The organism is Micromonospora sp. NPDC047134 (assembly GCF_040643455.1).
Classification (GTDB): domain Bacteria; phylum Actinomycetota; class Actinomycetes; order Mycobacteriales; family Micromonosporaceae; genus Micromonospora.
Map to the genome: position 1 here is coordinate 1 of NZ_JBEYUI010000049.1, position 13,125 is coordinate 13,125.

At 72.2% G+C, this 13,125-nt stretch carries 9 protein-coding genes; 7 read left to right on the forward strand and 2 right to left on the reverse strand.

Annotation, left to right across the window (positions count from 1 at the left end; translation table 11 throughout):
* The coding region (locus ABZ795_RS28535) for a serpin family protein (RefSeq protein ID WP_357532615.1) at positions 1-379 on the reverse strand (379 nt) is incomplete at its 3' end.
* A gap of 268 nt (positions 380-647) precedes the next feature.
* Between ABZ795_RS28535 and ABZ795_RS28540 the strand changes: the two genes are divergently transcribed.
* From ABZ795_RS28540 to ABZ795_RS28570, 7 genes are all read left to right on the forward strand, one after another.
* Positions 648-2,378 carry a toll/interleukin-1 receptor domain-containing protein gene (locus tag ABZ795_RS28540; protein ID WP_357532616.1) on the forward strand — a complete coding sequence of 577 codons (1,731 nt, stop codon included), beginning with the start codon at positions 648-650 and terminating at the stop codon, positions 2,376-2,378.
* Positions 2,379-2,434: 56 nt separating this feature from the next.
* Complete coding sequence (locus ABZ795_RS28545; protein WP_357532617.1) at positions 2,435-6,277, forward strand: helix-turn-helix domain-containing protein; 3,843 nt, start codon at positions 2,435-2,437, stop codon at positions 6,275-6,277.
* Between the two features lie 65 nt (positions 6,278-6,342).
* On the forward strand, positions 6,343-10,671 hold the full coding sequence (locus ABZ795_RS28550; protein ID WP_357532618.1) for a hypothetical protein: 4,329 nt from the start codon (positions 6,343-6,345) through the stop codon (positions 10,669-10,671).
* A gap of 704 nt (positions 10,672-11,375) precedes the next feature.
* A complete protein-coding gene (locus ABZ795_RS28555) occupies positions 11,376-11,615 on the forward strand; it encodes a hypothetical protein (protein ID WP_357532619.1) in 240 nt (79 codons plus the stop codon).
* A gap of 127 nt (positions 11,616-11,742) precedes the next feature.
* Entirely contained in the window at positions 11,743-11,892 is a 150-nt protein-coding gene (locus tag ABZ795_RS28560) for a hypothetical protein (protein WP_357532620.1), read from the forward strand.
* Between the two features lie 174 nt (positions 11,893-12,066).
* Positions 12,067-12,255 (forward strand): hypothetical protein, encoded by a 189-nt coding sequence (locus ABZ795_RS28565; RefSeq protein WP_327025769.1) that lies wholly within the window; start codon positions 12,067-12,069, stop codon positions 12,253-12,255.
* A 7-nt stretch (positions 12,256-12,262) separates the two neighbouring features.
* On the forward strand, positions 12,263-12,649 hold the full coding sequence (locus tag ABZ795_RS28570) for a hypothetical protein (RefSeq protein WP_357532621.1): 387 nt from the start codon (positions 12,263-12,265) through the stop codon (positions 12,647-12,649).
* A 317-nt stretch (positions 12,650-12,966) separates the two neighbouring features.
* Here the strand turns inward: ABZ795_RS28570 and ABZ795_RS28575 are convergent.
* The coding region (locus ABZ795_RS28575) for a serpin family protein (protein ID WP_357532622.1) at positions 12,967-13,125 on the reverse strand (159 nt) is incomplete at its 5' end.

A 13,125-nucleotide genomic window follows, 5' to 3' on the forward strand; every position in this document is an offset into this window, starting at 1 on the left:
TGGCCAGGGTCTGTTCGACCGTGTTGAGGCCGCTGTCGAGGGCCTGCGGTCGGGGATGCGGTGCGTGCAGCACGGCATCCATCTCCGCCGCCGTGCTGGACCCGGCACCCGCCCTGGCCATCGCCAGCGCCAGCCCCACGGAGTAGGGCGCGCACACCACGTTGTCACCGGGACGGGTGGCGGCCAACTCGCGGTAGAGGTCGGCCGAGAAGCCACGCACCGCGGTCGCGGCGGCGGCCATCGTGGCAGGATCGGGGGGTACGCGAGCGGGATGGGTCGATGTGGACGGTTCGTTGAGCCAACGGGACTGACCTGGGGTGGCGGTGAGGGCGGCGGCCGCTAGCGGCACGGTCCGCAGCACCGATCGACGCGAGACCATGTTCCGACCGTAGTGCAGTCCATCGGGAAAAAACCAGGTCAACGACTCAAATTCATTGAAGTTCTACTATGGAGCGCACCCCGTCGGCCGAGATCGGAGCGCACCGTGGCACCCCCCGGCTGGGGCTCTGCCGGTTGTCCGGAGTTGTACGACTAACTCGTAAAAGGTGGCTGACCAGGGCGGCTTCGGTTTCGCTGGATGAAAGACCGTCCGCCAGGGATCGGCCTAGCTCAAGATCATGGTCGGTCCCGTCACGAGGGGACAGCCCATGACCGATCTGTTACTGCCCACCCCGGGACAATGGATCCACGCCGCGTTGACCCAGCGGAAGATGACCGTACGCGCGTTGAGTAAGGCCGTCGGCTATCCCCGGCCCGCCGTGCACCGGTGGGTGTCCGGACACACCCCGATTCCCCGGAGGGTGATCGGTGACCTGGCTGCGGAGATCGGCCGCCCCGGCGATCTGGAACACCTGCTGACGCTGAAGTCGGCTGAGGAGAATCTCCACCAGCTTCGCCGGACGATGACCGCCCTGGCACATCTGGCGCACTGCCCCGCCGAGGAGCTCACCACCACGGTGCTCGACTTCGTCGCCGCCCGGGCAGCCGACGAGATCATCGCCTCCGACCGCGACCGGGCCGGGGCCGTCAACCGCCACCTGATCGACGCCTCGTACGTCTTCCGCCAGTGGACCAGGGCCGCCAGCACCGGCGACTTCCGGGCCCTGCTGACGCCGAGCACCATCCACCGGCACCTGCGCTATCCGGTCAATCACTACCTGGGCCTGGCGCTTGCCCTCGGCGAGACCGGCGGTGACCAACTGGCGGAGCACCGCAGGCTCGCACTGACGGCCCTGCGGGCGGTCGCGGTGCCGAAGCCGCACGGCCGGTGGGACCTTCTCCAGCATCACGCGCTGCACGTGCTGGCCCGCAACGGTACGGCCGAGAACCGGGCGACCGTGTCGGAGGTGATCAGCAACGCCGCACCCGGCAAGGGCTCGCTGTGCCGTCAACTCGGGTACGTCGGACTGATCCTCAGCTCCGGCGGGGAGGAGGCCCTCCACCGCTACCTGTTCCTGCTCCGCCGATGCAGCAAGTTGACCCGGGCCGACCTGCACTTCGACGCGGTGCACTACGGCGACGCGCGGTTGGACGCCCGGCAACGGCTGCCGCAGTCGATCAATCAGTTCGACCGCTCCGTCGGCAACCTGCTCCGGCACCTGGAACAACCCGACCGGTACGCCTCGATCTCCGAACTCGACAGCCTGCGGCTGCTCACCCTGCTCGACCGGTTGGGGCCCACCCTGTTCCAGCGGCCCGAGATCGGGTTCCGGCTTCGCCGGGTCTTCCAGTCATCGCCCGCTCCCCCACCGAACTCGTACCGCAGCAGGCTGGAGAACCGGCTGTTCGGAATCCTGCGGCACACCCGCACCCAACCGACCGCGCCCCCGGCCCGGGTGACCCCGAACCCCGCCCAGTACGACGTCTTCATCGGCTACCACAGTGCGGACGCGGCCTCCGTACGACTGGTGGTCGACGCTTTGCGCTCCGCCAACGTCCAGACCTGGTTCGATCTCGACGACCTGCCGCCCGGCACCCCCTTCCAGGTCGCGCTTGAGCAGGCCCTTCGCATCTGCCGCAGCGTGGCCCTGTTCATCGGGCCGACCGGCATCGGGCCCTGGGAGGCGATGGAGGTCCGGGCCGCGATCAGTCAGTTCGTCGACCGTGGTCTGCCGGTCATCCCGGTGGTGCTCGGCGAACTCGACTGGAAACCGGAACTTCCGCTGTTCCTCCGCGAGTTCCGGGCGGTGCAACTCCGCTCCCACACCGACATCGACGATCTGGTCTGGGGGATCACCGGCCAGCGGCGACCGGCCGGCGCACGGTCCATCGCCGCGGCGCCGCACTGGGCTGCCCGACCGCCGAAGCGGCGCTCCCGGGGTGGCCGACGTGCCGCCCTCCCGCATGACCCCGCCGAGCAGCTTGACCTCGCTTCGTAGCCTGAAATCGCATCGAGTTACCACCGCTTCCGGTCTCCTCCGACGACGGAGTTGCGATGCCAGACGAGCGATGGACGGCTGACGAGCACTTCGATCCCCGCACGATCCGCACCCGCGCCGAGTTCGGACAGGCGCTGACCACACTGCGGATGGGGGCGGGCCTGACCGTTCGACAGGTGGCCTCCAGAGCCGGCGCCAACGGCGCACACAGCACCATCGGCGAATGGTTCGCAGGCCGTGGTCTCCCCTCGACCTCCTCCCGTGGGTTGCTGATCCGGGTGTTGTCCGCCTGCGGGGTGGGCGCGGCTGAGATCGAGGGCTGGCTGTGGGCCTGGCAGCGGCTACGACGCTCGCCGGGTCCCCGACCGGTCGGGGAGGCGCCGTATCCGGGTCTGGCGAGCTTCCAGCCGGAGGACGCCGCCTGGTTCCACGGGCGGGGCGCACTGACCGAGCAGCTCATCCACAAAGTCACCGAGCTGGCCGACGAAGGCGGCGGCCTCCAGTTCGTCGTCGGCGCCTCCGGTTCCGGCAAGTCGTCGCTGGTCCGAGCCGGTCTGATCGCGGCGCTGCGGGCCGAGGAACCCGACTCGTCCGCCTGGTCGGTGACGTTGACCGAGCCGGGGTACCAACCCACCGTCACTCTCGCCCAGCAGCTCGCCTCCACCGGGCCCGGCCACCGACCGGCCGAGCGTCGACTCGTCGTGGTCGACCAGTTCGAGGAGGTCTTCGCCGCTCGGGTGTCGGAGGACGAGCGCCAGCGGTTCATTCAGATGATCGCCGGTCTGGCCGCCCGCCCCGGCGGAGCGGTCGTCGTCGTGACCCTGCGCGCCGACTTCTACGCCCACGCCCTGCGTTATCTGCCGCTGATTCCGGCGCTGCTGAGCGGCCAATTGACCGTCGGGCCGATGACCGAGGACGAGCTTCGCGCCGCGATCGTCGAGCCGGCCAGGAAGGCCCGCATGGAGGTGGAGGACGGGTTCGTCGAACTGTTGCTCCGGACGGTGCTGCCACGCGGCGCCACGGCCGCACCGGAGGCCGGGGTGTTGCCGCTGCTGTCGCACGCCCTGTACGCCACCTGGCAGCACGGTCAGGGAGCCCGGCTCACCATCGCCGGCTATCTCGCCGTCGGCGGGATCGCGGGTGCGGTCGCGGCCAGCGCCGAGCAGATCTCCCAGGGCCTGAGCACCGAACAGCGCGACCTCACTCGCCGGCTGTTCCTGACCCTGGTGCAGGTCAATCCCGACGCGGCGGACACTCGACGCCGGGTCGGCATGGCGGAACTACGCGAGCAGTTTCCCCGCAGGCACTCCGCCGAACTGGAGTACATCCTCGGACGGTACGTCGAAAAGCGGCTCCTCACCGCGGACACCGACACCGTCGAGATCAGTCACGAGGCATTGATCACCGCCTGGCCGAGTCTGCGCGAATGGTTGAAGGCGGACCGCGACGGGCTGGTGATCGGCCAACAGTTGACCGCGGCCGCCGCGGCCTGGCGGCGCGAGAACCGCGACCCGGGGTTGCTGTATCGCGGTAACCGGCTCGCCGCCGCCCAGGGCTGGGTCGCGGGCCGACACCACGACCTGTCGCCGGCAGCCGTCGAGTTCCTCCGTGCCAGCGCCCGCCACACCCGTCGGCGTACCCGTCGACTCCACCAGCTCGTCGGGGTGCTGACCGCCCTGTCCCTGCTGACCTTCGGCCTGGCCGGGTACGCCTTCCAACAACGCACCGCCGCCAACGCCCAGCGTCAGGAGGCGGTCGAGGAACGCAACCAGGCGCTCTCACGTCTCACCGCCGGACGGGCGGACCGGCTACGGGACTCCGACGTCCCGCTGGCCATGCAACTGAGCCTGGCCGCCTACCGGATGGCACCGACGGTCGAGGCCAGGTCCAGCCTGCTGGACGCCTACGTCACGCCCGCCGCGACCCGGCTGCCCGGCTTCCGGACCGGGGCGCAGGCGGTGGCGCACAGCAGCAACGGTCGGCTGCTCGCCGCCGGTGGCCTGGACCAGTCGCTGCGACTGTGGCGCACCGACGACCCGGACTCTCCGGCGGTGGCGGTCGGAGAACCACTGCGAGGGCCCGCCGGTCCGGTCTACTCGGTCGCCTTCAGTCCGGACAGCTCGTATCTCGCCGCAGGCAGCGCGGACGGTGCGGTGTGGATCTGGGACATCCGGGATCCCGCCAAACCCGTCCGCCTCGATCCGCTGCGGGGCGCCACCTCGACCGTCTACTCCGTGGCCTTCTCCCCGGACGGGCGACTGATCGCCGCCGGCAGCGCCGACCAGAGCATCCGGGTGTGGGACATCTCCGCGCCGGGCGAGGTCACCCCTCGACCCGCCGGGCACGGACACACCGGGCCGGTGCAGTCGGTGGCGTTCGGTCGGGACGGCACCCTGCTCGCCTCCGGCGGCGCCGACAGCACCGTACGGCTGTGGGACGTGGCCGCGCCGGGGCGACCGAAACCGCTGGGTCCGGCGCTGACCGGGCACACCGGGGTGGTGACGACGGTCGGCTTCAGCCCCGACGGTACGACGTTGGCCAGCGGTAGCCGGGACCACAGTGTCCGGCTCTGGGAGGTGTCCGACCCTCGACGGACCCGACCCGTGCGGGAGCCGCTGACCGGCCCGACGAGTTGGGTCAACTCCGTCGCGTTCAGCCCGGACGGGCAGCAGGTGGCCGGCGCCGGTTCGGACAAGGCGATCACGGTGTGGGCCCGCGACGACGGACGGGTGCTTCTGCGCATGCCGCACCCGGACACGGTGACCTCGGTCAGTTTCGGAGTCGACGGACGGACCGTGGCCAGTGCCGCCCTCGACGGGGTCGTCCGGGTCTGGCGGCCACCCGGCCCGCTGCTCAGCGGCTCCCCCGCGGCGGTGTTCAACCTGGCCTTCCTCGGCACCGGCGGCGAGTTGCTGGCGACAGCCGGCCGCGACGAGACCGTACGTTTCTGGCAGGTCGCCGACCCACGGCAACCCGGCCAGGTGGGCGTACCCCTGGTCAGTCCGGCCGGGCTGGCGCCCTTCGCCGCCACCGCCGCCCTCGGCCCGGACGGCACGACCCTGGCCGTGGGCACCCGGGCCGGGACGGTGCTTCTCTGGTCGGTGGCCGACCCGGCCCGACCGGTCCGGCTCGGTGCCCCGTTGACCGGGCCGACCGACCTGCTCCAAGCGGTGACCTTCAGCCCGGACGGGCGCCTGCTGGCCGCCGCCGGTGACGACGGCCAGGTGTACCTGTGGGACGTGCGCGACCCGCAGCGGCCCACCGCCCTGGCCACCGTCGCCGGCACCGGGGCCATCATCTTCGCCCTGAGCTTCAGCGTCGACAGCAGCACCCTGGCCGTCGGCAGCACGGACACCTCCGTCCGACTGATCGACCTCACCGAGCCGACCAGGCCGGTTTCGCTGGACACCGCCCTGGGCGGGTTCAGCAGCTACACCTACGGTGTCGCGTTCAGCCCGGACGGGCGAACCCTGGCCGTCGGCAGCGCGGACAAGACCATCCGGCTGTGGGACGTCACCGACCTGACCCGACCCCAGCCCCTGGGACCCGCGCTGACCGGCCCGATCGGCGGCATCTACTGGGTCACCTTCGACGCGGACAGTTCCCGGTTGGCCGCCGCGGCGACCGACGGGTCCGTCTGGCTCTGGGACGTCCGGGACACCCGGCGACCGGCCGTGGAGGTGACCTTGACCCGGTCGGTAGGCGCCGCCTACACGGTGGCCTTCGCCCCGAACGGGAACACCCTCGCTGCCGCTGACTCCCACGGCGGTATCCGACTGTGGGAACTGGACCCCGAACGGGTGGCCGGGTGGATCTGCGCCACGGCCGGGGCCGAAATCACCCCGGACGAGTGGCACCAGTACGTCCCCGGAGCGCCGTTCACCCCACCCTGTCAGTGACCGATGCACCCAGCCAACGCTACGGTGCGTTGATCTCGCGGCAACCCTCCGATATCGTGCCATCGATGGCCGGCCATGGGGGCGATCCGCTGCGAGCGGACCGGGTTTCGTCGGCACGCACCGCTGTGGCGGAGGCCGTGCGGCGTGGTGGCTCCGCCCTGCGCCGGGCTTCGGCACCCGCGCTGGTCGGGCTGTTGGTCGCCGGGGCGGCGGTGCCGGTGGCGGCGGCCGGGACGGTGACCGGCCCGGTGCTGCTGGCCGGGGCCGGGGTGCTGGGCTCGGTCGGGGCCAACGTGCTGACCGAGGTGCTGACCCGGCTGACCGAGCGACTGCGCCCCGATGGCGGGCCACCCGATCCTTTGCGCCTCCAGCAGGCGCTGGCGGAACGGATCGAGGCCGCCTTCGCCAGCCAGGACGAGGAGTCCCGGCAACTGCGTACCGAGGCCGCCGAGCTGCTGGGCCGGGTGGGCGCGATCGAGGTGGCGCTACGTACCGCAATCGAGCTGGGCGACCGCGAACTCCAGCACACCCTCGCGGTGTCGTTGTCCCGGTTGAGCGGCGAGTTCGGCGAGTTCAGCTTCGCCCTTGCCGCCGTACGCGACTCGATGTGGCAGATCGAGCAGGAGTTGCGGGGCATCCGGGAACACGGGCGGGCCGAGCAGAAACGCTCCCGTGAGCTGGCCCTGTCGGTGCGGCGGATCCTGGACACCGTTGAGCGGGTGGAGGCACGTACCCGGGACGCGGGTGCCTCCGACACCGGCCCGGCCGCCCGATGGAGCGGCAATCCGTACCTCGGGTTGTCCCCGTTCGATGAACGGCACGCCGAGGTCTTCTACGGCCGCCGTGAGCTGGTGGCCCGGCTGCTGCAACGGCTGGGTGAGCAGTTGGAGGTGGGCGGCCCGCTGCTGGTCATCGGCGCCTCCGGGGCGGGCAAGTCGTCGCTGCTGCGGGCCGGGCTGCTCCCCCAGCTCGCCGCCGGACGGCTGGTGGCCGGCTCGGCGGCCTGGCCCCGGCGGGTGTTCACCCCGACGGCGTCCCCGCTGCGTGAACTCGCCCTGCACCTGGCCGACCTCGCCGGCCTCGACGCGGGGTCGGTGCTTGTCTCCCTGCGCGACGACCCCGATCGGGCCGCGCTGATCGCCACCCAGGCCCTGCGCGCCGTCGGGGTGGACCAGGGCCGCCTGGTGCTGGTGGTGGACCAGTTCGAGGAGTTGTTCACGCTGGCCGCAGCAGGCCCGGAACCCGATCGGCGGGCCTTCGTGCAGGCCCTGGAGGCGATGGCCCGGCCCGCGCCCGACTCGACGCAGGCGTCGGCGCTGGTGGTGCTGGCCGTCCGGGCCGACTTCCTCGACCCGCTGATGACTCTCGCCGGGTTACGCGAGGCGGTGCAGCAGGGCCCCTTCACGGTCGGCCCGATGAGCGAGTCCGAGCTGACCGCGGCGATCGCCGGCCCGGCCGCCGAGGCCGGGGTCCTGGTGTCCCCGGAACTGCTGGAGGCGGTCCTGCACGACCTGCGCGGGGCCGGCGGCTTCGACGTCGGGGTCCTGCCGCTGCTGTCCGAGGCGATGCGGGTCACCTGGGAGCATCGCGAGGGTGACCGGCTGACCGTGCTCGGCTACCGCCGCGCCGGTGGTGTCTCCGGGGCGGTGCAGACCAGCGCGGAGGCGGTGTACGAGGGCCTCGACGAGGACCTGCGCGCCACCGCCCGGTCGGTGTTCACCTGCCTGACCGTGCCCACCCGGGACGGCCGCCTGGTCCGCCGCAGGCTGGACCGGGCGGATCTGCACCGACTCTGCGGCGAGACCGATCGGGTCGACCGGGTCGTCGACGCGTTCACCGGGCAACGGTTGCTGATAGCGGCCGACCAGGGCATCGAGATCAGCCATGACGCCCTGCTGGCCACCTGGTCGAGACTGCGCACCTGGCTCGAATCCGACCGCGCCGACCGTACCCGGCAGCATGAACTCCTCGCTGCGGCCGACGCCTGGGAGCAGCACGACCGCAACGCCTCCTACCTGTATGTCGGGGACCAGCTCACCACCGTCGTACGCGCGGTGGCCCGGTGGCAGGCCGACCCGGAGCGGCATCCGGCGCTGACGGCCACCGCGACGGAATTCCTCGACCGCAGCCTCCGCGCTCAGCAACGAAGCCGACGGGCCCGCCAGGTCACCGTCGGCGCGTTGGTGCTCCTCCTGCTCGCCTCGCTGACCGCGGCGGGCCTGGCGGTACGCGGTCAACGCGAGGCCCGACAGCAGCAGCGGGCCGCCACCGCCGGGGCCCTGCTCGACCAGGCGGAGAAACTGCGGGACAACGCGCCACAGCTAGCCCTCATGCTCGCGCTGGCCGCCGACCGGCTGCACCATGACCGCTCTAGCACCGCCAGCCTGGTCGCCTCCCTGCTGGCGCCGTACGCCGGCACCCTGACCGGACACCGGGGCGCGGTCACCGCCCTGAGCTTCCGTCCCGACGGCCGACTGCTGGCGACCAGCGGCGCGGACGGCCGGGTGCTGCTCTGGGACCCCGAGTCGATGCGCAAGATCGGCGAGTTCGACGGCACCCCCCGGGTGGACGCGGTGACCTTCAGCCCGGACGGGCGCACCCTGGCCGCCGGCAACGGCAACGGCACGATCGCCCTCTGGGATGTCGCGGACCCCGCCGAGCCCCGCCGGATCGCCACGGCCACCGGCCAACCGGCCGTGGTGTCCAGCGTCGCGTACAGCCCCGACGGGGGCCGGTTGGCCGTCGGCGACAGCGGCGGCGGATTGACCCTCTGGGAGGTGACCGATCCAACCCGGCCGCGGCGGACCGCCGACCTGAGCGGCCACTCCGGCTGGTGGGTTAGCGCGGTCGCCTTCAGTCCGGACGGACGGACCCTGGTCAGCGGCGACCTCGGCGGCCAGGCGTTCGTCTGGGACGCCGTACGGGCCCGCCGGGTAGGACAACTGACCGGCCACCGTGACGGCGTCGGCGCCTTCGGTTTCGGTCCGGACGGCCGTCGGCTGGCCAGCGGCGGCGGGGACGGCATCCTGCTGTGGGACCTGACCGACCCGGCCCGGCCGAAGCGGATCGGTGAGCTCACCGGGCCCACCGGCAGCGTACGCGCCCTGCGGGTGTCCGGCCCCGACGGCCAGTACGTGATCGGCGTCGGGGCGGACCGCTCCGTACGGCGCTGGGACGTCACCGATCCGGCCCGTCAGATCCGCACGACCCTGGTGTCGGCCACCCGGACGACCTGGGTCAACGCGGTAGCGGTGAGTCCCGACGGGCAGACCGTGGCCACCGCGAGCGCGGACAGCACGGTGGTCCTCTGGCGCGGGGGCGCCGGTGCCGGGCTCAACGTCCAGTACCGACTGGGCGGTCACGACGGTCAGGTCCATGCGGTCCGGTTCCGCGGCGACGGGCGGTTGCTGGCCACGGGCGGCGCGGACGGTCGGACGAACCTGTGGGACCTGGCCGAAGGGGTGCAGCCACGCCGACGCGGCCCGTTGGCCGCACACCCCGGGGGCGTGCACGCGGTGGACTTCAGCCCGGACGGGCGGATCCTCGCCACCGGCGGCCAGGACGGCGCCGCCCTCTGGGACCTCGTCACCGACGCCGCCCGGGAGGTGGCCCGGCTGCCCGGCCATCCCGGACCGGTGACCTCGGTGGCGTTCCGCCCGGATCGGGACACCGGGCGGTTGCTCGCGGTCGGCGGCGGGGACGGCATGACCGCCCTCTGGGACGTCACCGACCCGGCGGCGGCCCGCCGGCTCGGCGCGTTCGGCGGCCACCTGGCCGGGGTGTCCACGGTGGCGTTCAGCCCGGACGGCGAGACCCTGGCGGTGGGCAGCTTCGACGGCACGGCGACCCTCTGGGCGGTGGGCGACCCCAGCCAGCCCCGCCAGTTGAGCCGACTCACCTCGCACACCAATCAGGTCACCACGCTGGCCTTCGCCCCGACCGGGGACACCCTGGCCACCGGCAGCCTGGACACCAGCGTGATGCTCTGGGACGTACGCGACCCGACCCGGCCCACCGTGATCGGTGCGCCGCTGCCCAACCACACCAGTTGGGTACGCGCCCTCGCGTTCAGCCCCGACGGACGCCATCTGGCCACCGGCAGCAACGACCAGTCGACCGCCCTGGTGGAGGTCAGCGACCCGGCCCGGCCGCAGGGGCTGATCGGCGCCCGCAGCCAACGCGCCGTCATCCTCGGTGTCGCCTTCAGCCCGGACAGCCGCACCCTGGCCACCGGCGGGGCGGACAACCTCGTCTACCTGTGGTCCCTGGCCGAGGTCGCCGAGGCCCAGGCCGACCCGGTGACGCAGGCCTGCACCCGGGCCGGGCGGGGACTCGACCGCCGGGAGTGGGCACGCCATGTGCCCAACCTGCCGTACGAGCAGACCTGCCCATGACGTAGCAGCAGGCGGGAGTGCGCCACGGGCGGCCCCATGGATCTGTTCGGCGGCGCCGTGGAGCGCTTAACCAGATGCCCGCGTGGCAGCCGGAGCGTCGCCATGAGGCTGACGATTTCGGTGGCGGCCGGTTGTCCGAGGACTTACTCAAGGAATGCGCGGGTCGCCCGACCGGTTCCGACCATGACCGTAGCCTCGCCCAGGTGTGGCCCTACGGCGCGGAGGAGCCGGACACCTAGATGCTGGAGGTCAGCGACTCAGTACAGCAGGGTGGCCGGGTCGGGGTCGGGCACACCACCGGCGGTGACACCGTCACCGAGTGGGCATCTGCGTCGGCATGGCCGGGGGACACCAGCTCATGGCTAACGCCCCTGCTAGAGATGCGAATCGCCGAGCAGGGGCCAGCGGATCCAAGAGGTCACCCGCCTCGTCGTGACCCGAGTAGCCAACCCTCGACCTTTACCATCACCGCTCTGGTCGCCCACTGCACCCGGCCGCGCTCGCCGCCGCGATCTGCACCGCCATCGCCGACCAGTTCAGCCGGTACGCCGACCACGAGGAGAGCGCCTCCAACCCGGCCGCCGCCAGCGGCCAGCCGCAAGCCGCGACCCAGTGGGGGGCACCGCCATCGCGTACGGGCAGGCCGCCACCCAGATGCGTGACCTGGCCCGGATGCTCACCGCCGCACCCGGCGGCCCGGGCCTGTGCTGTGGGCCAAGGCCATCCGCGTCACCCCCGAGACGTACCGGGAGTTCTTCCGGCAACTCACCGACGCCGAAGGATCGGCGCTCGCCGACGTCGGGGTGCCGCTGGAACCGATGCGCCGCTACGCCCACCTGTGGGAACGGCACATCTGGCCCGCCATCATCACCGACCTGGACACCCTGGTCCAGCAGCACGGCGGCACCGTCGCCGCCCGCGCACTCGAAGGACAGCCCGCATGACCGCCCCCACGACCGTACGGACCTGCCCGGCCCCCGCCGATGACCGCGACGACCTGTGCGCCGCCCCGGCCGACCCGGGTAGCCCGTTCTACCCCCGCATACGGCCGCCGCTGACCTGGCCGCCCGGGTGCACGAGACCCGCGCCGAGCTGGCCCAGCACCTCACCGACGCCGCCCGGGTCCTGCGGCTGGCCATGGCCGCTGGTCGGGCGCTCGGCAGCATCGACGCCGACTGGGTATCCGTGCGGACCTGGACCGGGCCATCGGCCAGGTCCTGACCGGTGTGCAGGCGGCGAAGCACCTCACCCCGGAACCTGACCCGCTGCCGGACTGGCTGGTCGCCTACTGCACCACCTGACCCGCCCGCACCAACACGGCCCCCACCCCGCCCGGGTGGGGGCCGTACTGCGTGGTGGGTGACTGGGCCGGCACCGTGGGGGTATCCTGCCCGTATGGCCCAGCAGAGCCCCGACACCGGCACCGACACCACGGCGGTCCTCGCCGCGGTGGGCATCACGGTGACCGACGAAGGTCGGAAACGGGCCCGCCGCCGGCTGCAAGCGGCCCGGGAGCGGTGGACGCCGGAGCTGGACGCCGCCGCGCGTGAGCAGCTGGGCCTGACCGACCGCACCGCCGCCTGACCGCCGCGTGGAAGACGTCACCGTCAGGGTCATCCTCGACACCTCCGCGATCGTGGCGTTCTCCCGCGAGTCCATCGACGTGGGAGAGGTCATCGCCGAAGTCGCCGACGAACCCGGCGCCGTGTTCGGGCTGCCGGTGCTGTGCCTCGCCGAAGCCGCCCGGATCGTGGCCGACTCCACCCGCCTGGACCTCCTGACCGGTTTGCCGGCCGCCCTGATCCTCACCCCGGACCCGGAATCGTGGCGGGCACTCGCCATCACCCACGACACCGTGGGCCGGCTCGACGCCGCGAGCGCCGTGCTGGCCGCGATCGACCTCTGCTGCGACGTGCTGACCGGGCAGCCCGGCCTGTACGGCGGGCTCGCCGGTGGGGGACCAGTCATCCCCATCTGACATGTGGCGTTGCTGCCCCACACTGTCTGACGACAGCCCCAAAGGGTGGTGGCATGTCCAGGCGCAAACTGATAGGTCAGGACCAGCCATCGTGCGGAGGTGCGGAGTGCCGACATTGGCTTTCGCATTCGCACCCAACTTGCATTCTTTCTGGCAACCGGGGCGATGCTCGTGCTCGCGCTGACCGCAGTCTTCGCGAGTGGCCGTTCCACCCCCGATCCCAACCCCGGACCCGGTCCCACTGGTCCTGGCGCTCCTGCTGACGACCAGTGAGGTGCACCCTGCGGTGCCCGGGCGGGATCGTGTTGTCGAGGCGGCTACGCGCTGACCAGTGGGTCGTGGACCCGGCCGAGGAAGAACGGTACGCCGGTGTACCAGTCATGGATGACGTACAGGAAGGGCCGGTTGACGAAGAACTGCGGACCCTGCGGGATGGACGGCGGCGGGATGATGATGGCCGTCGCGCCTGCCGCCTC

Coding starts and splice junctions, on each gene's coding strand:
- ABZ795_RS28565 (WP_327025769.1), top strand. CDS start 12,067: ATGGCCCAGCAGAGCCCCGACACCGGCACCGACACCACGGCGGTCCTC.
- ABZ795_RS28540 (WP_357532616.1), top strand. CDS start 648: ATGACCGATCTGTTACTGCCCACCCCGGGACAATGGATCCACGCCGCG.
- ABZ795_RS28550 (WP_357532618.1), top strand. CDS start 6,343: ATGGCCGGCCATGGGGGCGATCCGCTGCGAGCGGACCGGGTTTCGTCG.
- ABZ795_RS28545 (WP_357532617.1), top strand. CDS start 2,435: ATGCCAGACGAGCGATGGACGGCTGACGAGCACTTCGATCCCCGCACG.